23 protein-coding genes and 1 tRNA gene are annotated in these 25,493 nt (G+C 63.5%); 15 read left to right on the plus strand and 9 right to left on the minus strand.

Going from position 1 to position 25,493, the window contains the following annotated elements; all coding sequences use genetic code 11:
* Positions 1-12: 12 nt before the first annotated feature.
* On the minus strand, positions 13-705 hold the full coding sequence (gene ung / locus J7573_RS05130; protein ID WP_103449352.1) for a uracil-DNA glycosylase: 693 nt from the start codon (positions 703-705) through the stop codon (positions 13-15).
* Between the two features lie 126 nt (positions 706-831).
* Here ung and J7573_RS05135 point away from each other — a divergent pair, with 126 nt between their 5' ends.
* Positions 832-1,941, plus strand: coding sequence for an enoyl-CoA hydratase/isomerase family protein (locus J7573_RS05135; RefSeq protein ID WP_294326753.1), 1,110 nt, complete (start codon positions 832-834; stop codon positions 1,939-1,941).
* A 5-nt stretch (positions 1,942-1,946) separates the two neighbouring features.
* On the opposite strand, the gene J7573_RS05140 is transcribed toward J7573_RS05135, so the two are convergent.
* Positions 1,947-2,387, minus strand: coding sequence for a hypothetical protein (locus J7573_RS05140; protein WP_294326756.1), 441 nt, complete (start codon positions 2,385-2,387; stop codon positions 1,947-1,949).
* Between the two features lie 212 nt (positions 2,388-2,599).
* Here J7573_RS05140 and J7573_RS05145 point away from each other — a divergent pair, with 212 nt between their 5' ends.
* The 6 genes from J7573_RS05145 (at position 2,600) to J7573_RS05170 (ending at position 8,393) form a co-directional block, all read left to right on the plus strand.
* Positions 2,600-4,090, plus strand: a complete 1,491-nt coding sequence (locus J7573_RS05145; protein ID WP_294326757.1) for a sensor domain-containing diguanylate cyclase — start codon at positions 2,600-2,602, stop codon at positions 4,088-4,090.
* Positions 4,083-4,316, plus strand: coding sequence for a cysteine-rich CWC family protein (locus tag J7573_RS05150; protein ID WP_294326760.1), 234 nt, complete (start codon positions 4,083-4,085; stop codon positions 4,314-4,316). Before J7573_RS05145 ends, J7573_RS05150 begins: the two co-directional genes overlap by 8 nt.
* Positions 4,317-4,363: 47 nt before the next feature.
* Positions 4,364-5,056: a 16S rRNA pseudouridine(516) synthase gene (locus tag J7573_RS05155; RefSeq protein ID WP_294326761.1), complete on the plus strand. Its 693-nt coding sequence runs from the start codon at positions 4,364-4,366 to the stop codon at positions 5,054-5,056.
* Positions 5,057-5,389: 333 nt separating this feature from the next.
* Positions 5,390-6,277: an alpha/beta hydrolase gene (locus J7573_RS05160; RefSeq protein WP_294326763.1), complete on the plus strand. Its 888-nt coding sequence runs from the start codon at positions 5,390-5,392 to the stop codon at positions 6,275-6,277.
* A 111-nt stretch (positions 6,278-6,388) separates the two neighbouring features.
* A tRNA-Gly gene (locus J7573_RS05165) sits at positions 6,389-6,462 on the plus strand.
* A 200-nt stretch (positions 6,463-6,662) separates the two neighbouring features.
* The gene (locus tag J7573_RS05170; protein ID WP_294326765.1) at positions 6,663-8,393 is read left to right on the plus strand and encodes a SulP family inorganic anion transporter; all 1,731 of its coding nucleotides are present in this window, start codon (positions 6,663-6,665) and stop codon (positions 8,391-8,393) included.
* Here the strand turns inward: J7573_RS05170 and J7573_RS05175 are convergent.
* A complete protein-coding gene (locus tag J7573_RS05175; RefSeq protein WP_294326767.1) occupies positions 8,387-9,457 on the minus strand; it encodes a glycerophosphodiester phosphodiesterase in 1,071 nt (356 codons plus the stop codon). The two genes, J7573_RS05170 and J7573_RS05175, sit on opposite strands and share 7 nt — an antisense overlap.
* A gap of 239 nt (positions 9,458-9,696) precedes the next feature.
* Here J7573_RS05175 and J7573_RS05180 point away from each other — a divergent pair, with 239 nt between their 5' ends.
* Positions 9,697-10,707: a DUF4917 family protein gene (locus J7573_RS05180; RefSeq protein WP_294326769.1), complete on the plus strand. Its 1,011-nt coding sequence runs from the start codon at positions 9,697-9,699 to the stop codon at positions 10,705-10,707.
* A 6-nt stretch (positions 10,708-10,713) separates the two neighbouring features.
* Here J7573_RS05180 and J7573_RS05185 read toward each other — a convergent pair whose 3' ends face one another.
* Together J7573_RS05185 and J7573_RS05190 are read right to left on the minus strand one after the other, a co-directional pair.
* Positions 10,714-11,928, minus strand: a complete 1,215-nt coding sequence (locus J7573_RS05185; protein ID WP_294326770.1) for an SAM-dependent methyltransferase — start codon at positions 11,926-11,928, stop codon at positions 10,714-10,716.
* Positions 11,929-12,001: 73 nt separating this feature from the next.
* Positions 12,002-12,619 (minus strand): TPM domain-containing protein, encoded by a 618-nt coding sequence (locus J7573_RS05190; protein WP_294326772.1) that lies wholly within the window; start codon positions 12,617-12,619, stop codon positions 12,002-12,004.
* A gap of 187 nt (positions 12,620-12,806) precedes the next feature.
* Here J7573_RS05190 and bglX point away from each other — a divergent pair, with 187 nt between their 5' ends.
* The 4 genes from bglX (at position 12,807) to J7573_RS05210 (ending at position 19,881) form a co-directional block, all read left to right on the plus strand.
* A complete protein-coding gene (bglX, locus tag J7573_RS05195; protein WP_294326774.1) occupies positions 12,807-15,098 on the plus strand; it encodes a beta-glucosidase BglX in 2,292 nt (763 codons plus the stop codon).
* Between the two features lie 121 nt (positions 15,099-15,219).
* Positions 15,220-16,977 carry an ATP-binding protein gene (locus tag J7573_RS05200; RefSeq protein WP_294326775.1) on the plus strand — a complete coding sequence of 586 codons (1,758 nt, stop codon included), beginning with the start codon at positions 15,220-15,222 and terminating at the stop codon, positions 16,975-16,977.
* Positions 16,971-18,305, plus strand: a complete 1,335-nt coding sequence (locus tag J7573_RS05205) for a sigma-54 dependent transcriptional regulator (protein ID WP_294326777.1) — start codon at positions 16,971-16,973, stop codon at positions 18,303-18,305. Before J7573_RS05200 ends, J7573_RS05205 begins: the two co-directional genes overlap by 7 nt.
* 256 nt (positions 18,306-18,561) lie before the next feature.
* On the plus strand, positions 18,562-19,881 hold the full coding sequence (locus tag J7573_RS05210; RefSeq protein WP_110636269.1) for an MFS transporter: 1,320 nt from the start codon (positions 18,562-18,564) through the stop codon (positions 19,879-19,881).
* Positions 19,882-19,932: 51 nt separating this feature from the next.
* On the opposite strand, the gene J7573_RS05215 is transcribed toward J7573_RS05210, so the two are convergent.
* Complete coding sequence (locus tag J7573_RS05215) at positions 19,933-20,685, minus strand: hypothetical protein (protein ID WP_294326791.1); 753 nt, start codon at positions 20,683-20,685, stop codon at positions 19,933-19,935.
* 354 nt (positions 20,686-21,039) lie between these two features.
* On the opposite strand from J7573_RS05215, the gene J7573_RS05220 reads away from it, so the two are divergent.
* Positions 21,040-21,366 (plus strand): hypothetical protein, encoded by a 327-nt coding sequence (locus J7573_RS05220; RefSeq protein WP_294326794.1) that lies wholly within the window; start codon positions 21,040-21,042, stop codon positions 21,364-21,366.
* Positions 21,367-21,468: 102 nt separating this feature from the next.
* Positions 21,469-22,074 (plus strand): flavin reductase family protein, encoded by a 606-nt coding sequence (locus tag J7573_RS05225; RefSeq protein ID WP_294326795.1) that lies wholly within the window; start codon positions 21,469-21,471, stop codon positions 22,072-22,074.
* Here J7573_RS05225 and J7573_RS05230 read toward each other — a convergent pair whose 3' ends face one another.
* Both J7573_RS05230 and J7573_RS05235 read right to left on the minus strand, forming a co-directional pair.
* Positions 22,075-22,308 (minus strand): hypothetical protein, encoded by a 234-nt coding sequence (locus J7573_RS05230; protein WP_159409050.1) that lies wholly within the window; start codon positions 22,306-22,308, stop codon positions 22,075-22,077.
* A gap of 45 nt (positions 22,309-22,353) precedes the next feature.
* A complete protein-coding gene (locus tag J7573_RS05235) occupies positions 22,354-22,647 on the minus strand; it encodes an antibiotic biosynthesis monooxygenase family protein (protein ID WP_103449332.1) in 294 nt (97 codons plus the stop codon).
* Positions 22,648-22,849: 202 nt separating this feature from the next.
* Between J7573_RS05235 and J7573_RS05240 the strand changes: the two genes are divergently transcribed.
* Positions 22,850-23,770: an AraC family transcriptional regulator gene (locus J7573_RS05240; RefSeq protein ID WP_294326802.1), complete on the plus strand. Its 921-nt coding sequence runs from the start codon at positions 22,850-22,852 to the stop codon at positions 23,768-23,770.
* 1 nt (position 23,771) lies between these two features.
* Here J7573_RS05240 and J7573_RS05245 read toward each other — a convergent pair whose 3' ends face one another.
* The gene (locus tag J7573_RS05245) at positions 23,772-25,409 is read right to left on the minus strand and encodes a 5-guanidino-2-oxopentanoate decarboxylase (protein WP_294326805.1); all 1,638 of its coding nucleotides are present in this window, start codon (positions 25,407-25,409) and stop codon (positions 23,772-23,774) included.
* Positions 25,410-25,493 lie beyond the last annotated feature (84 nt).

Here is a 25,493-nt window from a genome sequence, read left to right on the forward strand (position 1 = left end):
CCCTGCCCGCCTTCAGAGTGGCGGCAGTGCCCAGTTGATCGGCGCCATGCCACGCTGTTCGAGGAAGCTGTTGGTGCGGCTGAAGTGTCCGCAGCCGAGGAACCCGCGATAGGCCGACAGCGGCGACGGGTGCACCGACTTGAGCACCAGGTGCTTGGTGCCATCGATCAGCTTCTGCTTGCTCTGGGCATGCGCCCCCCACAGCAGGAACACCACGTTCGGGCACTGCTCGCTGACCACCTGGATGATCCGGTCGGTAAAGAACTCCCAACCCTTCTTCGCATGCGAGGCGGCATTGGCGCGCTCGACGGTCATGGTCGTGTTGAGCAGCAGCACGCCCTGCTCGGCCCAGCTCTGCAGGTAGCCGTGGCTGGCGATCGGGATGTTCAGGTCGCGCTGCAGCTCTTTATAGATGTTGACCAGCGACGGTGGCGCCGGCACGCCCGGCTGCACCGAGAAACACAGGCCATGGGCCTGGCCTGGGCCGTGGTACGGGTCCTGGCCGAGAATCACCACCTTGACCTGCTCCAACGGCGTGGAATTGAGCGCATTGAAGATCAGCGGCCCCGGCGGGTAGATCTCCTTTCCGGCCGCGTGCTCCTGGCGCAGGAACTCACGCAGCTGGTGCATGTAGGGCTGGTCGAACTCGGCGCGCAGTGCGGCCTTCCAGCTGGGTTCGAGTTTGATGCGATCGTCTTCAGTCATGGGGCCATCCGTAAACAATGGCGCGACACTAGGTAAGCCACTTGCCCTTGTCAATCGATCCGACCGACGACCGGCATGATCGGCGATGCGGGCCATACTTGGGGGATGACTTGCGCGAGGTAGTCCATGGCCATTCATTGCGAGGTACTCACCGGCGCCGACGGCGCCCGAATCGGCATCGCCACGCTCGATGCCCCCAAGGCGCTCAATGCCCTCAACCTGCCGATGATCGAAGTGCTGGGCGAACAGCTGCACAGCTGGGCCAGCGACCCTGGGGTCGTCTGCGTGCTGCTGCGCGGCAACGGTGCCAAGGCCTTCTGCGCCGGCGGCGATGTGCGGGCGCTGGCCCAGGCCTGCCTGGCCCACCCCGGCAGCGTACCACCGCTGGCCGCCACCTTCTTTGCCGCCGAATACCGCCTCGACTACCTCTTGCACACCTACCCGAAGCCCTTGCTGTGCTGGGGCCACGGGCATGTGCTGGGCGGCGGCATGGGGCTGCTGCAGGGCGCCGGTGTACGCATTGTCACCCCAAGCAGCCGGCTGGCCATGCCGGAAATCAGCATCGGCCTGTACCCGGACGTAGGCGCCAGCTGGTTTCTCGCCCGCCTGCCCGGCAAGCTTGGCTTGTTCCTCGGGCTGACCGGGGCACCGATCAATGCCCGTGATGCCCTCGACCTGGACCTGGCTGATCGCTTCTTTGGGGAAGAACAGCAAGAGGCCTTGGTCGAAGAGCTGTTGCAACTGAACTGGCAGGAGCAGACCGGCCTGCAGCTGAACAGCTTGCTCAAGGCCGAACAGCATCGCGCCTGGGCTGAGCTGCCTGCGGCGCAGTGGCTGCCGCGACGCCAGGTGATCGACGAACTGCTCGATGTGGCCGACCCGGCTGCAGCCTGGCGCGCCCTGGAAAGTCTCAAGCATCACGCTGATCCGCTGTTGGCCGAAGCCGGCCAACGCCTGCATGAAGGCTGCCCACTGACGGCACACCTGGTCTGGGAGCAGATCCGGCGTGCCCGGCACCTGTCACTGGCCCAGGTGTTCCAGATGGAATACAGCATGAGCCTCAATTGCTGCCGGCACCCGGAATTCAGTGAAGGCGTGCGAGCGCGCCTACTGGACAAGGACAACCAGCCGCACTGGCACTGGCCGGATGTGGCGCAAGTGCCAGCGGCGGTGGTCGAGGCGCACTTTGCCAAGGTGTGGGAAGGGCGACACCCGTTGGCCGACCTGGGGTCATGACACTCTCAGCGCTGCCAGTTGTGGTCGCCTCCACGCCCACGGTCTGACTGGCGATCATTGTCCCCGCGGTTATTGGAATGCCAGCGATCATGCTGGTAACGCTGGCTGCCATCGCGATAGTCATTGCGGTCGCGATCCCGTCCATAGTTATTGCGCTGGCGATTGCCATAGTCGTATCGCGGGTTGCCGTGCCACTGGTTCATCCCCGGCTGTGGATTGGGCCGGTAATAAGGCGCCGGAGCCGGCCGGTAGTAACGGGGTGCAGGCTGGTAGTAGTAACGCGTCTGTGGCGTTACATAGTAGCGGTCATAGCGGTAATACCCCGGCGTTACGTAGCGATCGGTGGTGTAGTAATCCGAACGGTAATAGTCACCGCCCTCGTAGTAGGGCGCGCAGGCGGACGTCATCAGACCCAGCAGGGCGATTAACAGAATTCGATAGGACATGGCGGCCTCCTGGACCGCAGAGGTGCTCGAACAGCGGCGCTGGCGAGCGTCGACGCAAATGCGTTCATCGACACTGAATCAGACAACGGCGCCAAGGTGCAGTGCCATTTCAGCAACAAATTGATACAGGTCGAAATAACCATTAAAAACATGCAGTCATTTGCCTGTCATCTCACTAGAATGAGCGCCTCGGCACACATCACGGGAAGATCATGCCTTCACGCTCCGCCCTGTTTTCACAGCGCTCGCTGATCCTCGCCCTGCTGCTGTTGCTGACCTGCGGCTTCCTCGCCACATCGCTGATCAGCTATTTCGCCTCGCGCAGCGCGATCCGCGACGGCATCGTCAATACCGAGCTGCCGCTGACCTCCGATACCGTCTATTCGGAAATCCAGAAAGACCTGATCCGCCCGGTGTTGATCGCCTCGATGATGGCCCAGGACACCTTCCTGCGCGACTGGGTGCTGGCGGGTGAACAGGACACCCAGCGCATCACTCGCTTTCTCGGCGAGGTCATGGGCAAGCAGGACACCTTCACCTCGTTCTTCGTCTCCGACCGCACCCTCACCTACTACCAGGCCAAGGGCGTGCTCAAACACGTGGTACCGAACACCTGGCGCGACGCCTGGTACTTCCGCCTGCGCGAGATGAAAACGCCGTATGAGATCAACGTCGACCTGGACATGGCCAACCAGGACAACCTGACGGTGTTCATCAACTACCGGGTGCTGGACTATCAGCAGCGCTTCATCGGTGCCACCGGCGTGGGCCTGAGCGTGGACGCGGTGATCAAGCTGATCGACAAGTACCAGCGCCGCTACCAGCGCTCGGTGTTCTTCACCGACGCCAAGGGCAAGGTCATTCTGACCGGCTCGGAGGGTGGCCCGCATGGCCTGAAGGTCGGGCAACCCTTGAGCGACAATGCCGACCTGAGCGATTTGCTGGCGCAGCGCCCGACGCCCACCGAGGGCAGCCACGAGTACCAGGACAGCAAAGGCCACAGCCACTTCCTCAATGTGCGGCAACTGCCCGAGCTGGGCTGGTACCTGCTGGTCGACAAACGCGAGACCGGCGCCCTGGACCCTATTCGCCACTCGCTGTACCTGAACCTGGTGATCTGCGCGATGATCACCCTGGTGGTGCTGTCGCTGCTCAACGGCATGCTCAGGCGCCACCAGGCCAGCACCGAGGCGCTGGCGACCCTCGACAGCCTGACCGGGCTGCCCAACCGGCGCAGCTTCGACCTGCTGGCCGCCCAGGCCCTGCAGGAGGCCCAGCGCGATTGCGCGCCGCTGGTCGCCCTGCTGATCGACCTCGATCACTTCAAGGTGCTCAACGATACCCATGGCCACCTGGCAGGCGACGAAGTGCTGCGCCAGTTCGCCAACGTGCTGCAGGGCAGCCTGCGTCAGTCGGATATACTTTGCCGCTGGGGCGGAGAGGAATTCATCGTGTTGCTGCGTGAGGTCGAAGGCCGGCAGGCGATCGACGTGGCGGAGAAAATCCGCCGTCGTACCGAGCAACTGACCTTCAGCTACGAAGATCAACCTTTGCGCCTGACCACCAGTATCGGCCTCAGCGCCTTGCAGCCGGGCGACACCCTGCACGCCCTGCTGACCCGCGCCGACCGTGCGCTTTATCGTGCCAAGCAGGCCGGTCGCAACCGCGTCTGCAGCGAAACCCCCGGAACCGAACATGAATGACAGCCAGCACTGCCCCGCCTGTGGCGCCCTCAACCAGTGCAGCCTGGCCGACCCGCGCAGTGCCACCCAGGCCTGTTGGTGCTACGGCGTGACCATCGACCCCGCCGTGCTCCAGGCCCTGCCTGCCGAACTGCGCGACAAGGCCTGCCTGTGCCCGCGCTGCGCCGCCGTGGAAGATCAACTTGTGGGAGCGGGCGCGCCCGCGAAGAAGCCGGCACCGCTCTAAAGTGAAAAACCGCTAAACTGCGCCTCCATTTCACCTTGCCTGCTGCCATGCGCCTCGACCGCTTCCTCGCCAACCTGCCCTGCTACAACCGCCAGCAAGTGCGCCTGCTGCTGGTGCAGCGCCGTGTGCGCCTGGACGGCGAACTGGTCAGCGATCCCAAAGCCGAGGTCCGCGAATTCAGCCGCGTCGAAGTCGACGATCAACTGCTGCAGGCCGGCCGCCCTGCGCGCTACCTGATGCTGCACAAGCCCACTGGCTGCGTCAGCGCCACGCAAGACCCGCAGCACCGCACCGTGCTCGACCTGCTGCCCTGCGAATTGCGCGACGACCTGCACATCGCCGGGCGCCTGGATTTCAACACCACTGGCCTGATGATCCTGACCAACGATGGCCAGTGGTCGCGGCGCCTGACCCAGCCGGCCACCAAGCTGCCCAAGCATTACCTGGTGCAAACCGAAGACGAGATTGGCGCGCACTATGTCGCCAAGTTCAGCGAAGGGTTCTACTTCGCCTTCGAAGACCTGACCACCCTGCCCGCCCGACTCGACATCCTCGGCCCGCGTCAGGCACGGCTGGCAATCGTCGAAGGGCGCTATCACCAGGTCAAGCGCATGTTCGGCCATTTCGACAACAAGGTGGTCGGCCTGCATCGCGAAAGCATGGGTACGATCCGCCTCGATCCGGGCCTGCAACCCGGCGAATTCAGGGCCCTGACGGCGGATGAAATCGCCTCGGTCTGAATGCCGTAATACAGGCATACGACCGCTGAGCGGCCCGAGTCACAAATTTGCGCAAACGGCACTTGCGCGATCTCCGACCCACTGCTTGACTCCTAACTCGTCAGTCCGCGAGTGACCAACCAGTCACGCCTGCAGTTCATGACACCTTTTGCCGGCCACCCAAAGCCCAGATGCCTTGGGGCACGGCAGATTGCCCGCCAAAACAATATCGTCGACACGTGTGCCAAGGATCGACACAGGGCCCCCCGATTTATTCAGGCGAATGCCTACCTGTCATAAAGAACGTGCACCCTAGGTGACGCGATTACCCTTTTTGCGCCAGGAGTCGATGACATGAGGCCAGAAATCGCTGTACTTGATATCCAAGGTCAGTATCGGGTTTACACGGAGTTCTATCGCGCGGATGCGGCCGAGAAGACGATCATACTGATCAATGGGTCGCTGGCCACCACGGCCTCGTTCGCCCAGACGGTGCGTAACCTGCACCCGCAATTCAACGTTGTGCTGTACGACCAGCCGTATGCCGGCAAGTCCAAGCCGCACAACCGCCAGGAACGCCTGATCAGCAAGGAGGACGAGGCGCAGATCCTTCTCGAACTGATCGAGCGGTTCCAGTGCGACCACGTCATGTCCTTCTCCTGGGGCGGTGCCTGCACCCTGCTGGCGCTGGCGCACCAGCCGCGGATGGTGAAGAAGGCGGTGGTCAGCTCGTTCTCGCCGGTGATCAACGAACCGATGCGCGACTACCTTGAGCGTGGTTGCAAGTACCTGGCCGCCTGCGATCGCTACCAGGTCGGCAACCTGGTCAACGACACCATCGGCAAGTACCTGCCATCACTGTTCAAGCGCTTCAACTACCGGCATGTCAGCGGCCTGGACAGCCACGAGTACGCGCAGATGCACTTCCACATCAATGAAGTGCTGCAGCGTGACCTGCAGCGGGCACTGAATGGCGCGCGCAACATCGACATCCCGGTGCTGTTCATCAACGGTGACCGCGACGAGTACACCACCGTCGAAGATGCCCGCGAGTTCGGCAAGCATGTGGGCAACAGCCAGTTCAGCGTGATCCGCGACGCGGGCCACTTCCTTGACATGGAGAACAAGGCAGCCTGTGAAGACACCCGCAATGTCATGCTCGGTTTCCTCAAGCCGACCGTGCGCGAGTCCCGTCAACGCAGTAACCCATACATCCAGGGGCAGCATGCATTGGCCATCTGAGCGCATCGGCGTCCCGTACCCCACACCCGCAGGTCATGGGGCGCCGACAAGCTTTTTTATAACTTGGGCTTCTAATTCAGAGAGGGTTCTGGTAAAAAGTCCAGCGCAGATGCGGGTATAGTTTAGTGGCAAAACGAAAGCTTCCCAAGCTTTAGTTGAGGGTTCGATTCCCTCTACCCGCTCCACACATTGCATTCCCCCGCATGGCGTTCCAGCAACGTCATCGCTGTCAAAAGGAGCCCACGGCTCCTTTTTTCGTTTCTGCCCTTTCATTGATATGGCCCATGGCCGCGTTCGACGCCTTCGTCTTCAATTCGCTTGCAAGCGAAACGGCTTGGGGCGCATATGCTTCATGGATCCGTGAAACATTTTGAAAGGACGACACATGTTTCTCTCCCGCTGGCTGCCCGGCCTTGCCAACCTGTTGCATTACCGCCGTGAATGGTTCCATGCCGACCTGCAGGCCGGGCTGTCGGTGGCGGCGATCCAGATCCCCATCGCCATTGCCTACGCCCAGATCGTCGGCCTGCCGCCGCAATACGGCCTGTATGCCTGCGTGCTGCCGATGATGGTCTATGCCCTGATCGGCAGCTCACGGCAGTTGATGGTCGGCCCCGACGCCGCCACCTGCGCCATGATCGGCGGCGCCGTGGCGCCACTGGCCATGGGCGACCCGCAGCGCATCGCCGAACTCTCGGTGATCGTCACCGTGCTGGTCGGGGTGATGCTGATTGTCGCCGGTGTGGCGCGCGCCGGGTTCATCGCCAGCTTCTTCTCGCGCCCGATCCTGATCGGTTACCTCAACGGTATCGGCTTGAGCCTTATTGCCGGGCAACTGTCGAAGGTCGTGGGGTTCAAGATCGAGGGGGACGGCTTCATCCTCAGCCTGGTGAATTTCTTCCAACGCCTGAACGAGATCCACTGGATGACCCTGGCGATAGGCCTGGCCGGGCTGGCACTGCTGATCGTGCTGCCGCGCCGCTACCCTCGCCTGCCGGCGGCCCTGGTGACCGTGGCAGTCTTTACCTTGCTGGTCGGCCTGCTTGGCCTGGACCGTTTTGGCGTCGCCATCCTCGGGCCGGTGCCGTCCGGCATCCCCAAGCTCGCCTGGCCCCACAGCAACCTGAACGAAACCAAAAGCCTGCTGCGCGATGCCTTGGGTATCGCCACCGTGAGCTTCTGCAGCGCCATGCTCACCGCGCGCAGCTTTGCCGCAAGGCACGGCTATGCGATCAACGCCAACCATGAATTCGTCGCCCTTGGCGTGAGCAACCTGGCCGCCGGCATTTCCCAGGGTTTTGCCATCAGCGGCGCCGACTCGCGCACAGCGGTCAATGACATGGTCGGCGGCAAGAGCCAGCTGGTCGGCATTATCGCGGCACTGGTCATCGCCCTGATCCTGCTGTTCTTCACCGCACCGATGGCGTTGATCCCCCAGGCGGTACTGGGTGCGGTGCTGCTGATGGCAGGCTGGGGCCTGATCGACATCAAGTCGCTGGGCAGGATAAGACGCCTGAGCCGCTTCGAGTTCTGGCTTTGCCTGCTGACCACGGTCGGTGTGCTCGGCCTGGGCGTACTGCCGGGCATCGTGTTTGCCGTGACCCTGGCGATCCTGCGCCTGCTCTATACCATCTACCAACCCACCGACGCCGTGCTCGGCTGGCTGCCGGGCATCGAAGGCCAGGTCGACATCCGCAAGAACAAGGATGCCCGCACGGTGCCCGGCCTGGTGGTGTACCGCTTCGACGACGCAATCCTGTTCTTCAACGCCGACTACTTCAAGATGCGCCTGCTCGAAGCGGTGCAGAGTCAGGCCCAGCCCCAGGCGGTACTGTTCGATGCGGAAGCGGTGAGCAGCATCGACGTCAGCGGCATTGCCGCCCTGCGCGAGGTGCGCGACACCCTGACAGCGCAGGGCATCCACTTCGCCATCGCCCGTGCCCGGGGTACTTTCCTGCGCATGCTGGTGCGCTCGGGGATGGCGCGGGAGATGGAAGAAAAGTTGCTGTTTGGCTCGGTAAGGGCGGGGATTCGGGCTTATCGGGTTTGGCGGAACAGGAGTCGCAAGGCGCCAGAGGCCGAACAAAAGCCACTGGCGAGTCAGGACAATCAATAACCCAAAGCTTCCAGCAGTTCGGGTTCGGTGCGCTTCAGAGGTCGCTGCAGGAAGCGCAACAGCTCAGCGGACCGATTGGTGAAGATCCCGTCGACACCGGACTGCATGGCCTTGTCGAAATCGACCCTGTCGTCGAGTGTGTAGACGTGAACCAACAACCCGCGCTCGTGATTGGCCTGGTTCATCCACGGCTGGATCAGGTCGCTGTAGCTCTGCTCGCCCAGATGAGTGCGCGTGGCTGACGGGCCGGTACCGATTGCGCCCTCCTGCCTTGCATGGTCGAGCCAGCGCATGAACTCCGCCTTGTCCTTGGGCTGTTGGCGCGCATAGAAAGCGGCCTTGTCCTGCTCGCCTGACTGGGCGAAATCCTGCCCGGATGCCGATGCGATGCCATTGTTGCCCACCCACAACAAGAGGATCTTCGGCACCTGCGGCATCGCTTCGTGCAGCAACTTGAGGCTGTTGCGGTCGAACGTCTGCAACACGACCCGCCCCGGCCGATCAAGCCAGCCACGGGCTTCGAGGCGTGCCTTCAGGTCTTTCTCGATGCCGGGGAACTGGTTGGGTACCTTGGTTTCGATATACAGCCCGGGGTGGCGGTCGGGGTTGCCTTCGGCGATGTCGATGACTTCGTCCAAGGTCAGTATCGGCAACTTTTCGAACGACTGACGGGCACGCTTCGGGTAGGCCTGGTTGAACCAGCTGCCGGCATCCAGCGACTTCAGCTCAGCCAGGGTGAAGGCACTGACCGGGCTTTTCGCACGCTCGGGAAATCGCTCGGCGACGTTGCTGGTGCGCGACAGCTCATCATCGTGGACTACCACCAGCACGCCATCGCGGGTGCGTTGCAGGTCGAGTTCCAGGTAATCGGCGCCCAGCTCGCGGGCCAGCAGGTAGGCGGGTGTGGTGGATTCGGGGGCATCGTAGGAAGCGCCGCGATGGGCGATCACGGCCGGGTAAGGAATGCCTTGGGCAGCGGCCAAGGTCTTGCCATCAGTGGCTGAGGCCAGTGCAGCCGAGAACAGCGTGCTCAGGGCCAGGGTGCGGAGCAGCGGGTTGCGCATGGAGAAGTCCTCTTTCGTCCTGCGGGCCTTGTGCTGCCTGTTCTGGCCTCTTCGCGGGTAAACCCGCTCCCACAGGATTTCCACTTGCTTAAGAGCTGTGCGATATCTGTGGGAGCGGGTTTACCCGCGAAGAGGCCGGAACAGGCAATACAAGGCGGTAATGTAAGCACCAACCCTCGCACACCTTGCATGACATGCTAAAGTCCCCGCCGTTTCCCGCACCACCGAACGGACCGCACATGCCAGCTCTCGACGCCCGCCTCGCCACTTGGCCAGACCTCAACCAGCGCCACCCCTGCACAGCCCTTCTGCTGGGCAACGGCGCCAGTCGCGCACTGTGGAAACCGTTCGGCTACTTCTCGCTGTACGAGGAAGCCCAGCGTGCCGGGCGCAAGAAAGGCCTGGCGATCAGTGACCAGGCCCTGTTCAAGTCGCTGGGCACCGAGCTGTTCGAGCCGGTACTGAGCATCCTCAACCACACCGTGCGCGCCAACGCCGCCCTGGCCATCAATTCCACCGCGCCGTTGAACCGCTACTACTCGATCAAGGAAGGCCTGATCCACGCCATCCGCACCCTGCACCTGCCCTGGCCACTGGTGCCAGCCGCTACCCTGGCGTCGATCAACCAGGCCTTGCGCGAATACCGCAGCGTCTATACCAGCAACTACGACCTCATCCTGCCCTGGGCCCTGCAGCACAATCCGCAGGGCTTCGCCGCGCTGTTCGACGATCAAGGGTTCTTCGACGTGCGCCACACCCACAGCGAAGGCACCCGCGTGCTACACCTGCACGGCGGCCTGCACCTGCTCAAGCTGCCCGACGGCAGCACCCGCCAGCGCAGCGCCGACAGCGCCGAGTTGCTGGACGGCTTTGCCGTGAACATTCCCGGTGAAGTGCCGTTGTTCGTCAACGAAGATCGCAGCGACGAAAAACTGCGCGCCATCCGCAACTCCGACTACCTCGCCTGGGGGTTGGGCCAACTGGCACAGGAAAGCCAAGGCGTATGCCTGTTCGGGCAGCATCTGGACGGCACTGACCAGCACCTGGTCGAAGCCATTCGCCAGGCACGGCCGGCGCATCTGTCGATTGCCATCCGGCCGTTGAGCGAGGCTTCGGTGATCAACCAGAAGCAGCATTTTGTCGAGCGGTTCGGGGATATGACCGGGACGGCGCTGCACTTCTTCGATGCCAGTACACATCCGTTGGGGTTGGAGGGGTTGGCGATCGAGGTGCCGTCAGCACGTCACTGATTGTAATCAGATCAGCTTATCCGCCCGCAACAACGTCTCCAGGCAATGCTCCTGCACCCCATAAAACGCCTTGAGCTGCTCGATCTTCTCCAGCAATGCCGCGTTATCCCCCGACTGCCGGCGCTTCACCGCAAGAATCATCTTGTTCTTGTTGGTGTGTTCCAGGGAGATGAACTCGAACACCTTGGTTTCATAACCGCAAGCTTCCAGATACAGCGCGCGCAGGCTGTCGGTCAGCATCTCGGCCTGCTGCCCCAGGTGCAGCCCGTACTGCAGCATCGGCTGCAGCAGCCCCGGGCTGTGCAGTTGCGGGCGGATCTGTTTGTGGCAGCACGGCGAGCACATGATGATCGCGGCATTGCAGCGGATGCCGGTGTGGATGGCGTAGTCGGTGGCGATATCGCATGCGTGCAGGGCAATCATCACCTCGATGGCCTCGGGCACCACGCTGCGCACGTCGCCGCACTGGAACTCCAGGCCCGGGTGTTCCAGGCGCTGCGCGGCGGCATTGCACAGGTCGACCATGTCCTGGCGCAGTTCCACCCCGGTCACCTGCGCTTCTCGCGCCAGGGTGTTGCGCAGGTAATCATGCATGGCGAAGGTCAGGTAACCCTTGCCCGAGCCGAAGTCGGCCACCCGCAGGGTCTGCTCGGCCGGCACCGGGGCATTGGCCAGGGCATGGTCGAAGACTTCGATGAACTTGTTGATCTGCTTCCACTTGCGCGACATCGAAGGGATCAGTGCGCCTTGGGCATCGGTCACGCCCAGATCGCGCAGGAATGGCCGCGACAGCTCCAGGTAGCGCTTCTTCTCGCGGTCATGACCGGTGTTGGCAACCGCCTCGCGTGGCGCCTGCGCGCCGTGGCGCTGAAGCATCGGCTTGCCCTTCTTGCTGAAGGTCAGCTGCACTTCGCCGTCGGCATCGAACAGGTGGGCATTGCGGAAGCTCTCCGGCAGCAGCTCGGCGACCAGCGCCTGGGCCTGCTCCAGCGGCAGGTTGCGGGTGATGTCGCGGGTCTGATGGCGGTAGACCAGCGACAACTGGGCCTGCCCCTTCACCATCAGCGGCTTGGCGATGATGCGCTGCAGGGTCTGGTCAGCCCCGACATGGCGCGCCAGCACCAGCTTGACCAGGGTGTTGCCGTGCAAGGCAGCACTCAGCAGGTCGAGGAACTGGGCGCGCGCATCCGGCGCGGAAGAAGCGGAAGTACTGGCGGACATGGAAAGCGGGTGCCTCGGATAACAGGGGGCGCGTTGCGCAATGCCGCGCATTCTACACCCTGTGCCAGCCAGTTCAGTCGAGAATCACCAGACGGTTGGGCAGTTCGTTGCGCGCATGGGTGCGTGGCACGTGCTCGCACAGCAACTCGCCGCACGCCTCGATGCACTCGACAAAGCCCTGCAAGGTCCGCCCCTGGCGAACCTGTTCGGCGAAGCGCGCAACCAGCACGGCGCGGGCCTGGGCATCGAGATGGTGATCGATGCCTTGGTCGACAAGGATTTCCACATGCCGCTCGGCCTCGGCGACAAAGATCAGCACCCCGGTGGCGCCTTCCGTGCCTTGCAGGTTCTGTTCGCGAAACTGCTGGCGCGCCAGGCCCGAAGCGCGCCAGCGACGCAAGGCAGCCGGAATCAGCATGGCCGCCAGGCGCGGGCTGCGCAGCAGCAGGCACAGGCCGATGAACAGCAGCACGTTGGCGACCAGCAGCCCTCGTATGCCGGGCCAGCCCAGCAACCACTGCAGCAGGCCAGGCACCGCCAGCGCCAGCACGGCGGCCCAGAACAGTGGCAGGTAGGCATAGTCATCGGCGCGGCGCGCCAGCACGGTCACCAATTGCGCATCGGTGCGCCGCTCGACCCGGGCGATGGCCTCGGCCACCTGGCGGCGTTCGTATTCGTTGAGGGGGGTCATGCCTTCGCTCTCTTCAGCGTTCTTATAGTTGTTGTCCCGGCATTCGGGTCTTCGTCCGCGGCCGACATATTCAGGCATAATCCGCCGCTGGAAGCATTACCCGCGAATCGTACAACAATAGCCGCCTGAAAACTTCGGCCGCGCGCGTATCACCGTGGATACGGCAAAGGCCTCGACAATGGAATTGATGATGAAACTGTCTTTGCTGGGCCTGGCCATGGGCCTTGCCAGCCAGGCGGCCCTTGCCGCCCCTACCGCTCCGCCCCTGCAGGACAAGCAGGCGTTCATCGACCATCTGATCAGCCAGATGACCGAGGCTGAGAAAATCGGCCAGCTGCGCCTGATCAGCATCGGCCCGGAAATGCCCCGCGACAAGATCCGCGAAGAAATCGCCGCCGGCCGCATCGGCGGTACGTTCAACTCGCGCACCGCCCCCGAGAACCGGCCGATGCAGGACGCCGCCATGCGCAGCCGCCTGAAGATCCCGATGTTCTTCGCCTACGACACCATCCACGGCGAGCGCACCATCTTCCCGATCGGCCTGGGCCTGGCCGCCAGCTGGGACATGGACGCCATCGCCAAGGTCGGCCGCACCTCGGCCATCGAAGCGTCGGCCGACGCCCTCGACATGACCTTCGCGCCGATGGTCGACATCGCCCGCGACCCACGCTGGGGCCGCACCAGTGAAGGCTTCGGCGAAGACACCTACCTGACCTCGAAGATCGGCCAGGTGATGGTTCGCTCGTTCCAGGGCAGCAGCCCGGCCAACCCCGACAGCATCATGGCCATCGTCAAGCACTTTGCCCTGTATGGCGCGGTGGAAGGCGGGCGCGACTACAACACCGTCGATATGAGCCTGCCAAAGATGTACAACGACTACCTGCCGCCCTACCGCGCCGCGCTCGACGCCGGTGCCGGCGGGGTGATGGTGGCGCTCAACTCGATCAACGGCGTGCCGGCCACCTCCAACACCTGGCTGATGAACGACCTGCTGCGCAAGGAGTGGGGCTTCAAGGGCGTGACCATCAGCGACCACGGTGCCATCCAGGAGCTGATCCGCCACGGTGTCGCCCGCGACGGCCGCGAAGCCGCCAAGCTGGCGATCAAGGCCGGCATCGACATGAGCATGAACGACACCCTGTACGGCGAAGAGCTGCCAGGGCTGCTGAAGTCCGGCGAAGTGACCCAGCACGAACTGAACCAGGCCGTGCGCGAGGTGCTCGGTGCCAAGTACGACATGGGCCTGTTCAAGGACCCGTACGTGCGCATCGGCAAGGCCGAAACCGACCTGAAAGACTACTACGCCGACGACCGCCTGCACCGTGACGCCGCCCGTGACGTGGCGCGCCGCAGCCTGGTGCTGCTGGAAAACCACAACCAGACCCTGCCGCTGAAAAAGGCCGGCACCATCGCCCTGGTCGGCCCGCTGGCCGATGCCCCGATCGACATGATGGGCAGCTGGGCCGCCGACGGTAAGCCGATGCACTCGGTCACCGTGCGCGAAGGCCTGCGCCGTGCAGTCGAGGGCAAGGCCAAGCTGGTGTACGCCAAAGGCTCCAACGTCACCGGCGACAAGGCGATCCTCGACTACCTGAACTTCCTCAACTTCGATGCACCGGAAATTGTCGATGACCCGCGCCCGGCGGCCGTGCTGATTGATGAAGCGGTCAAGGCCGCCAAGCAGTCCGATGTGGTAGTGGCCGTGGTCGGTGAGTCCCGTGGCATGTCCCACGAGTCGTCGAGCCGCACCACCCTGGAAATCCCGGCCAGCCAGCGCGAGCTGATCAAGGCCCTGAAGGCCACCGGCAAACCGTTGGTGCTGGTATTGATGAACGGCCGTCCGCTGTCGATCAGCTGGGAGCGTGAGCAGGCCGATGCCATCCTCGAAACCTGGTTCTCCGGTACCGAAGGCGGCAATGCCATCGCCGATGTGCTGTTCGGCGACTACAACCCGTCGGGCAAGCTGGCCATCACCTTCCCGCGTTCGGTCGGGCAGATCCCGATGTACTACAACCACACCCGCATCGGCCGGCCGTTCACCCCTGGCAAGCCGGGCAACTACACCTCGCAGTACTTCGAAGAGCCCAACGGCCCGCTGTACCCGTTCGGCTATGGCCTGAGCTACAGCAGCTTCGAGCTGTCGGGCCTGACCCTGTCGAACAAGGACCTCAAGCGCGGCGACACCCTGGAGGCCAAGGTGACGGTGAAGAACACCGGCAAGCTTGACGGCGAGACGGTGGTGCAGCTGTACCTGCAGGATGTTTCGGCGTCGATGAGCCGCCCGGTCAAGGAGCTGAAGAACTTCCAGAAACTGATGCTCAAGGCCGGTGAGTCGCGGACCTTGACCTTCCGCATCAGCGAGGACGACCTGAAGTTCTACAATGGCCAGCTGCAGCGCGTGGCCGAGCCTGGCGAGTTCAATGTCCAGGTCGGGCTGGATTCCGAAGCGGTGCAACAAAAGAGCTTCGAACTGCTGTAACTGAAAGGTTGCCTGTACCGGCCCTTTCCCGGGCTCGCCCGCTCCCACAGTGAATATCCTGTGGGAGCGGGCAAGCCCGCGAAGAGGCCGGGCCTGATATCCCTGAATCCGGATCCGCCCCATGCCCTTTTCCTTTCGCGCCCTGCGTCTGGGGCTGATCACCCTGCTGATCGTGCTTGGCACCGCCCTCAGCGCCGGCTGGGCCATGCACCAGGCCAAACGCCAGGCCATGGAAGACGACGCCCGCCGCGCCAGCCAGCAGCTGGTGCTGTACGCCAACGCCCTGCACACCCTGATCGATCGCTACCGCGCCCTGCCCGCCGTGCTGGCGCTGGACCCGGAGCTGATCGAAGCCCTGCGCGGCCCGGTCAGCGAACAGGTACAGCATGCGCTCAACCTCAAACTCGAGCGCATCAACGGCGCCGCCAACTCCTCGACCCTGGAGCTGCTCGACCGCACCGGGCTGGCCGTGGCCGCCAGCAACTGGCGCCTGCCGACCACCTATGTGGGCTCCAACTACGGCTTTCGCCCCTACTTCAAACAGACCCGCAACCTGGGTAGCGGCCGCTTCTACGCGGTGGGCGTGACCAGTGGCGTGCCGGGCTATTTCCTGTCCAGCGCGGTCAGTGACGAGCAAGGGCGCTTCCTCGGCGCCATGGTGGTCAAGCTGGAGTTCCCCGAGCTTGAGCGCGAGTGGCGCCAGGGCAGCGACATCCTGCTGGTCAGTGACGCCCGCGGGATTACCTTCATCGCCAACCAGGACGGCTGGCGCTACCGCGAGCTGAAACCGCTCAGCGGCGCCGATCGCGCCGAGCTTGGCGAGACCCGCCAGTACGACAAACAACCACTGGTGCCGCTTCAGCACCAGATACTGACCCGCTTTGCCAGCAACAGTCACCTGAGCCGCGTGCAGGGCCCCGACGGTGCTGCCGAATACCTCTGGGAAAGCCTGCCGCTGGAAGGCGAGGACTGGACCTTGCACCTGCTGCGCAAACCCCAGGTCGAAGCCGCTGGTCGCAACGCGGCACTGGGCGCCGCCGCGGTATGGCTGAGCCTGGTGTTCGCCGCACTGTTCGTCAGCCAGCGCCTGCGCCTGGCCCGCCTGCGCCAGCGCAGCCGCGAAGAGCTCAAGCGCCAGGTCGAGGAACGCACCCGCGAACTGCGCACTGCCCAGGAAGGCCTGGTGCAATCGGCCAAGCTGGCCGCGCTGGGGCAGATGTCGGCGGCCATGGCCCACGAGATCAACCAGCCGCTGACCACCCAGCGCATGCAACTGGAAACCCTGCGCCTGCTGCTCGACCACGGCCGTTACGACGACGCGCGCAAGGCCCTCGAACCGCTGGAGCAGATGCTCACGCGCATGGCCGCGCTGACCAGCCACCTGAAGACCTTCGCCCGCAACAGCCCGATCGGCCTGCGCGAACGCCTCGACCTGGCCACCGTGGTCGACCAGGCCCTGCACCTGCTGGACACCCGCATTCGCAGCGAGGAAGTCGAGGTGGCCCTGTACCTTGCACGTCCGGCCTGGGTCCGAGGCGATGCAATCCGCCTCGAGCAGGTATTGATCAACCTGCTGCGCAACGCCCTCGACGCCATGGCCGACAAGCGCTACAAGCGCCTGGAGGTACGCATCGAACCGGACCACGCGCAGTGGCGCCTGAGCGTGCTGGATTCCGGTGGCGGCATTGCCGAAGCGGACCTGGCCAAGGTCTTCGACCCCTTCTTCACCACCAAGCCGGTGGGCGAAGGCCTGGGCCTGGGCCTGGCGATTTCCTATGGCATCATCGTCGAAGCTGGCGGCCAGTTGCACGCCGAGAACCTGCCGGGCGGCGCCCGGTTGAGCCTGACCCTGCCCCGTGACCTGGAGCCTGTATGTTGAATTCAGTGATCGTCGTCGATGATGAAGCCAGCATCCGCACTGCGGTCGAGCAATGGCTGAGCCTGTCGGGCTTCAGCGTGCAACTGTTCGCTCGCGCCGAAGACTGCCTGGCCCAGCTGCCCGCGCACTTTGCCGGGGTGATCATCAGCGATGTACGCATGCCGGGCATGGGTGGCCTGCAACTGCTTGAACGCCTGCAGGCGGATGACCCGGACCTGCCGGTGATCCTGCTGACCGGCCATGGCGATGTGCCGATGGCGGTCGAGGCCATGCGCAACGGCGCTTACGACTTCCTCGAAAAGCCCTTCACCCCGCAGCACTTGCTGGGCAGCCTGCGCCGCGCCCTGGAGAAACGCCAGCTGGTCCTGGAGAACCGCCGCCTGCATGAACAGGCTGACCTGAAGTCGCGCCTGGAAACCACCCTGCTCGGCATGTCGCAAGGCTTGCAGCAGCTACGCAGGCAAGTGCTGGACCTGGCCAACCTGCCAGTGAACGTGCTGATCCGCGGCGAAACCGGCAGCGGCAAGGAGCGTGTGGCGCGCTGCCTGCATGACTTTGGCCCACGCGCCGACAAGCCGTTCGTCGCACTCAACTGCGCGGCCATCCCCGAAGCGCTGTTCGAAGCCGAACTGTTCGGCCACGAAAGCGGTGCCTTCACCGGTGCCCAGGGCAAACGCATCGGCAAATTGGAATACGCCAACGGCGGTACGGTATTCCTCGACGAGATCGAGAGCATGCCGCTGGCCCAGCAGGCCAAGCTGTTGCGGGTGATCCAGGAGCAGAAGCTGGAGCGACTGGGGGCCAACCAGAGCATCAGCGTCGACCTGCGCATCATTGCCGCCACCAAGCCCGACTTGCTCGAAGAGGCTCGTGCCGGGCGTTTTCGCGAGGATTTGGCCTATCGCCTGAACGTGGCGGAACTGCGCCTGGCGCCGCTGCGTGAACGGCGCGAGGACATCCCGTTGCTGTTCGAGCATTTCGCCCGTGCTGCAGCGGCCAAGCTAGGGCGCGGGGCGCCACCACTGAGCGGTGCGCAACTGGCGCAGCTGCTGTCCCATGACTGGCCGGGCAATGTGCGTGAGCTCGCCAATGCGGCGGAGCGGCATGCACTGGGGTTGGGTTCGCCGAACATCGAGGTTGCGCCTGCCGGGCAGTCGTTGGGTGAGCAGATGGAAGCGTTCGAGGCCCAGTGCCTGCGCGCTGCATTGCGCCAGCATGGGGGTGAGATCAAGGCGGTGATGGAAGCCTTGCAGCTGCCTCGGCGCACGCTGAACGAAAAGATGCAGCGCCATGGCTTGGTCCGCGAGGCATTCGTCGAGCGGGAATAGGCGGAAATCCGCTTATAGACGGATCTTGATAGGCGAAAATCCGCTTATTCCTGCGAGATTTCGGGGCTGCTGTGCAGCCCTTCGCGGGCACGCCCGCTCCCACAGAGAACTGCGCCGTGCCAGGTAATACGCGGTTCCTGTAACGCTGCAACGCCCCCATTTGGATCGCCACGCACCCATTTGGCACACCTTCTGCAATTGCCCTGGCAAGCTGCGCTTCGGCGCGCTCCACAAAAACAACGAGAAGGTATCCCTGATGGATAACGCCACCTCCCTGCCAGCCGGGGCGGCCGTCACGCCCGCCGCTGAAAAAACCACCGCCAGCCGCCTCAAGTCGATCTTCAGTGGTTCCATCGGCAACATGGTCGAATGGTACGACTGGTACGTCTACGCCGCATTCTCGCTGTACTTCGCCAAAGCCTTCTTCCCGGCTGGCGACTCCACCGCGCAACTGCTCAACACCGCCGCGATCTTCGCCGTGGGCTTCCTGATGCGCCCGATCGGTGGCTGGCTGATGGGCCTGTACGCCGACCGCAAGGGCCGCAAGGCCGCGCTGATGGCTTCGGTGCTGCTGATGTGCGCCGGCTCCCTGGTGATCGCCCTGACCCCGGGCTATGAAACCATCGGCGTCGCCGCGCCGGTCCTGCTGGTCATCGCACGCCTGATGCAGGGCCTGTCGGTGGGCGGCGAGTACGGCACCTCGGCCACCTACCTCAGCGAAATGGCCAGCAAGGACCGCCGTGGCTTCTTCTCCAGCTTCCAGTACGTGACGCTGATTTCCGGCCAGCTCATCGCCCTGGCGGTACTGATCATCCTGCAACAGACCCTGACCACCGAGCAGCTGTACGCCTGGGGCTGGCGTGTGCCCTTCGTGATCGGCGCGCTGTGCGCGGTGGTTGCCCTGTACCTGCGCCGCGGCATGGAAGAAACCGCTTCCTTCACCAAGAAGGAAAAGGCCAAGGAAAGCCTGATGCGCACCCTCATGCGCCACCCCAAGGAGCTGATGACCGTGGTCGGCCTGACCATGGGCGGTACCCTGGCCTTCTACACCTACACCACCTACATGCAGAAGTACCTGGTCAACACCGTGGGCATGAGCATCAGCGATTCGACCACCATCTCGGCGGCCACGCTGTTCCTGTTCATGTGCCTGCAGCCGGTGATCGGTGGCCTGTCCGACAAGATCGGCCGGCGCCCGATCCTGATCGCCTTCGGCGTGCTCGGCACCCTGTTCACCGTGCCGATCCTCAGCACCCTGCACACCATCCAGACCTGGTGGGGTGCGTTCTTCCTGATCATGGCGGCGCTGATCATCGTCAGCGGCTACACCTCGATCAACGCAGTGGTGAAGGCCGAGCTGTTCCCTACCGAAATCCGCGCCCTGGGCGTCGGCCTGCCGTACGCGCTGACCGTGTCGATCTTCGGCGGCACCGCCGAGTACGTGGCCCTGTGGTTCAAGAGCGTCGGCATGGAAAGCGGCTTCTACTGGTACGTCACGGCGTGCATCGCCTGCTCGCTGCTGGTGTATGCGACCATGAAGGACACCAAGCAGCATTCGCGGATTACTACTGACTGATTGTGATACCGCATGGAAAAAGGGCGCCCTATCAAGGGCGCCCTTTTTGCTTCAGGACATCTCCAGCACCTGACGCGGCTCACGTTTCTGGTACCAACTCGCCATCAGCACCAGCACCAGCAACACGCCCCCCAGCACAGCGGAAGAACCGATGGTGCCGAAGTCCAGCCCGCCCTTCTCGTGCGGCTTGGTCAGGACGTCGCCAAGGGTCGCGCCGAACGGACGGGTCAGCACGAAGGCCACCCAGAACAGCACCACACCCGGGATGCGCGTCCAGTAGCGGGCCAGTACCACCAGGGCGATGGCGCTACCGACCAGCAGTGCGCCACCGGCAAAGCCCAGACCCGAGTCGTCCGCCAGATAGTCACCCAATGCGGTACCCAAGGTGTTGGAGAACAGGATGGCGATCCAGTAATAGATTTCACCGGTACGGTTCTTGATGCGGGTGACGTCGAGCGGGTTGCCGCTCAGGCGCCAGACCAGGAAGGTCAGCAGCAGGATGCCGATCAGGATTGCCGAGCCAGCGGCATAGCCCAGGCCCAGGGTGCGGTCCATGAAGTCGGACATGGTGGTGCCGGCCGTGCTGGTGGACAGGATCACCAGCCAATACAGCATCGGGTGATAGCGGCGCGAAAACAGCTGACCGAACAGGGTTACCAGGAACACGCTGATCAGCACCATCGAGCTGACGGCATAGCCAACGTTGAGGGTCATCGACAGCAGATCACCGGCTGTTTCGCCAAGGGTGGTGGCGCAGATCTTCATGACCCAGAAGGCCAAGGTGATTTGCGGAAGTTTGTTCATTGTTTGCCGCTCCGGAATTGAGTGCGGCGATGGTGCTGAGCAGAGCCTGAAAAATCGGTTGGCGATATATGAAAAAAGCGTCATACGCTGTTACAAATTAAGATTTTTCGTTCTTAACCGCAGATTAATCCCACTCCCTCAATCTGCAATGGCTGGCGAAGCATTGCGCTCGCCTTGGGTTTGAAGCACCTCACGAAGAGGCATCGGCAGTCGCTGATATGCACAGCGCTCGACCAAATACATCAATTAATTCGATTTTTAGACGCTATTTTTTGCGCTTTTTAATCAAATTAATCGGCGTAGCATTAAACCCATAGCAACAAACAACCTCTCGCACCCAAAGGAGCAACCACCATGAAAAGCAAACTGATCCTCACCCTGGCCCTCTCGGTATTCGCTGCTGGCGCATTCGCCGAAGATGGTTTCGACCGCACCAACGCCCACACCTTCGCCGCCGCCCAGACCCAATCGGCCAGCTTCGCGGAAGACGGTTTCGATCACACCGGTGCCCAGCGCTTCGCCGAAGACGGCTTCGATCACACTGGCGCTCAACGCTTCGCAGAAGACGGCTTCGACCACACCGGTGCTCAGCGCTTCGCCGAAGATGGTTTCGATCACACCAACGCCCAACGCTTCGCCGAAGACGGCTTCGACCGCACCAACGCCCACCGCCTCAGCTGATCCCTGTTGCGCGCTACCAGCCCGGCCTCGCGCCGGGCTTGATCATTTTCAGGCGGACAAAGGCTTGGCACACTAGGCGCCTCGTTCCCAGGATGCTGGCAGATGTACTACTACGAACCCGCCAAAGGCCACGGCCTGCCCCATGACCCGTTCAACGCCATCGTCGGCCCGCGCCCGATCGGCTGGATCTCCTCGCAGAGCCAGGACGGCCAGCTGAACCTTGCGCCGTACAGTTTCTTCAACGCCTTCAACTACATTCCACCGATCATCGGTTTCTGCAGCGTCGGGCGCAAAGACAGCCTGAACAACATCGAGCAGACCGGCGAGTTCGTCTGGAACCTGGCCACCCGGCCACTGGCCGAGCAGATGAACCAGAGCTGCGCTGCCGTCGCGGCCGATATCAACGAGTTCGAACTGAGCGGCCTGACTGCGGTGCCTTCGAACATCGTCAAGGTGCCACGCGTGGGCGAAACGCCGGTGGCCTTCGAGTGCAAGGTGAGCCAGATCGTCCAGCTCAAGCGCGCCGATCAGCAACTGGTGCCCAGCTGGCTGATTCTGGGTGAAGTGGTGGCGGTGCACATTGCCGAGCACCTGCTGAAGAACGGCATCTACGATACCGCTGCCGCCGAGCCGATCCTGCGTGGCGGTGGCCCGGCGGATTACTTCGAGTTGGGCAACCTGTTCAAGATGGCTCGCCCACAGGCCTGATCACCAGATCAGTTCGCCTTCCTCGCCCACGCCCTGCAGGCGTGCAAGCTCGGCGCAGGCGGCTTCGTCAGCCGCCACGGCGCTTTTGAACACCTGCTCGTCGAGTACCTTGTGAAAGCGCGGCGCGCCGCCCATGCCCAGGGCCTTGACCGCGATGGCGGCGTTATAGCCACCGCCTTCCACCGGGACCATCGCCGAAACCGCTTCGAAATGCGGGAATTCTCTACGTGCCATGTTGCCATCCGCCTGTTGATCGATGGGCGGCATTCTAACCGTGTTTCAATCGAAGGTATGCAGGTCGAGGCTGCTGACGACCTGCGCCTGAACCAGCTCGCCGAACACATTGAGGGTGGGCGAGGCGAAGTAACCGCTCATCGCCTGTTGATCCTGCCAACTGCCGCTGAGCAGCCACAGGTCGGCGTCGGCCTGGGAACGCTGCACGGTGAAGCTCAGGCAGCCCGGGGTGCGCAAGGATGGCTCCAGCAGGTCGCGCAGGCGGGCGCCAAGTTCTGCGGAACGACCGCTGCTGGCACGGATGAAAGCCAGATGGGTGACCGGTTGTCGTAGGGTCATTGCACGATCTCCTTGAAGCAGGCGGGCGGAAAAACCAGGCTGCCAAGGTTAGGGGCTGGCGCGCGCGACGCGTTAGGCCATTACTGCTCAGCGATTGCCTGATCCTGCAGCGCGGCAGGATCAGGCAATCGACGTGCAGCTTTCGACTAGCGCCTGCCATTGCCCAAACCTATGCTGCGTCGGTCAGTAGAGGAAAGCCATCATGACCACCGCCCCGACCATCGACCCGACCCTGGAAGTGCAGCGCCAGGAACTGGCCGCGTTGATCCGCAAGCACGCTGGCGAGCCCCATGGCCCCGCCTCGGCCATCGACGACCTGTATCTGGTGCGCTACACCGAGAACGTCCGTTCGGTGCCGACCTTGGCTCAACCGGCGCTGTGCATCCTGGCCCAGGGCAGCAAAAGCCTGTTCCTCGGCGACGAACAATACGCCTACGACCCGTTGCATTACATGGTGGTATCGGTGACCTTGCCGCTGAGTGGCGTGAAACTGGACGCCAGCCCGGAGAACCCGAGCCTGGGCATCCGCATGGACCTCGACCCGGCCGAAATCAGCCAGTTGATCGCAGAGAGCGGCCCCATGCTGGTGCCCAACCTGCCCTCCGGCCGTGGCCTGTATGTGGAACGCACCGACCCGCAGCTGCTCGACGCCTTGCTGCGGCTGGTCCGCTTGCTGGACACACCGCGCGACATCGGCATGCTGGCACCGCTGATTCGTCGCGAGATTCTCTACCGCCTGTTGCGTGGGCCGCAGGGTTATCGTCTGTACGAAATCGCCCTGGCCAACAGCCAGACCCACCGGGTGTGCCAGGCCATCACCTGGCTCAACCAGAACTATCAGCAGCCGCTGCGTATCGAGGACCTGGCCCGTGAGGTCAACCTCAGCACCTCGACCTTGCATCACCGCTTCAAGGCTGTGACTTCCATGAGCCCGCTGCAGTACCAGAAGCAACTGCGCCTGCAGGAAGCGCGGCGGCTGATGCTCAACGACGGCCTGGAGGCGGCGGTGGCGGGCTATCGGGTCGGGTACGAAAGCCCGTCGCAGTTCAGCCGCGAGTACAGCCGGCTATATGGCGCACCGCCGATTCGAGATGTGGCGCGGTTGCGGGCCAGTGCGGGCTGAACTAGCCCGCTACTGCTGCCTGCCACTGGTTCTGATCGACCTGGATCAGCGTCGGCCCCTTGCGCTCCACCGCCCGTCCCAGCGCAGCCTGCAGTTGCTCGACATCGGCCACATGCTCGGCATCGGCGCCCAGTGCCCGGGCCACGCCGATGAAGTCCGGGGTATGAATGTCCACGCCAACCGGCTCGATCGCCCGGTTGACCATGTACTTCTTGATCTCCTCATAACCCTGGTTGTTCCACAGCAGCACGATCATCGGCACCTGCGCCTCTACCGCGCTGGCCAGTTCCGGCAAGGTGAACTGCATGCCGCCATCGCCAATCAGGCAGACCGCTGGCGCACGCTCGGCCGCTTGCTCGGCGCTGCCCAACCAGGCACCCATCGCCGCTGGCAATGCATAGCCCAAAGTGCCGTAGCCGGTCGAAGCATTGAACCAGCGCCGCGGCTGATCCATGTCCAGGGTCAGGTTGCCGGTGTACACCGGCTGGGTCGAGTCGCCGACCAGAATGGCATTGGGCAGGCTTTGCAGAATGCTGCTCAGCAGGCGTGTCTGGCTCAGCGTCGGCTGGTCCCAGCCCGTTGCCAACGCTTCGCGCAGGCGCTGCGCGCGGGCAACGCCCCAGCCCTCGGCACACACCGGTGCGGGTAGCTGACGCAAGGCCTCAAGCAGGGATTGCGCGGCCAGCTCGGCATCCGCGACCAACGCCAGCTCGGGCAGGTAGTTGCGCACGGTCTGGTCCGGATCGATGTCGATGCGCAGCAAGCTGCCGGGAATCTTGAAACCGCCCTTGAAGGTCACGTCATAGTCGGTCTCGGCCAGTTCGGTGCCGATCGCCAGCACCACATCGGCCTCTTCCACCAGCTCCCGGGTGGCGACCAGCGTTTGGGTCGAGCCGATCTGCAACGGGTGGCTGGCTGGCAGCAGGCCTTTGGCGTTGATGGTCAGTGCCACCGGTGCCTGCAAATGTTCAGCCAGCAGCGCCAGCGGTGCACCCGCAGCCAGTGCACCGCCACCGGCCAGGATCAGCGGCCGGCGGGCATTGGCCAGGCGCTCGGCCATGGCAGCTACGGCCTGGGGTGCAGCACCTGCACGGGCACTGCGCACAGGGCGGCCTGGCAGCAGGTGGTCGGCAGGCTCGACCAGCACGTCCAGCGGGATCTCGATATGCACCGGGCGCGGGCGGGCGCCATCGAACACGGCAAAGGCGCGAGCCAGCACCTGCGGCAAGTCATCGGCGCTCATCAGCGTCTGCGAGAACGCCGCAACGCCCGACACCAGCGCTGCCTGGTTGGGCAGCTCGTGCAGTTTGCCGCGACCACCGCCCAGTTGATCTCGCGACTGCACGCTGGAGATCACCAGCATCGGGATCGAATCGGCATAGGCCTGGCCCATGGCGGTGGTGATATTGGTCATCCCCGGGCCGGTGATGATGAAGCACACGCCGGGCTTGCCACGGGTACGCGCATAGCCATCAGCCATGAACCCGGCGCCCTGCTCGTGGCGCGGGGTAATGTGGCGGATCGACGAGCCTGCCAGGCCACGGTAGAGCTCTACGGTATGGACGCCGGGAATGCCGAAGACATGGTCCACGCCATAGCCTTCAAGGAGTTTGACCAGTACTTCGCCGCAGGTTGCCATCGGATGTCACCTTGGATTTTGTTGGAATCTGCGCCCATTGGACCCAAGGCAGTGCTACCGCCACAATGCAAAAAAACACATACT

It is taken from the genome of Pseudomonas sp., from assembly GCF_017744435.1.
Taxonomy (GTDB): Bacteria; Pseudomonadota; Gammaproteobacteria; order Pseudomonadales; family Pseudomonadaceae; genus Aquipseudomonas.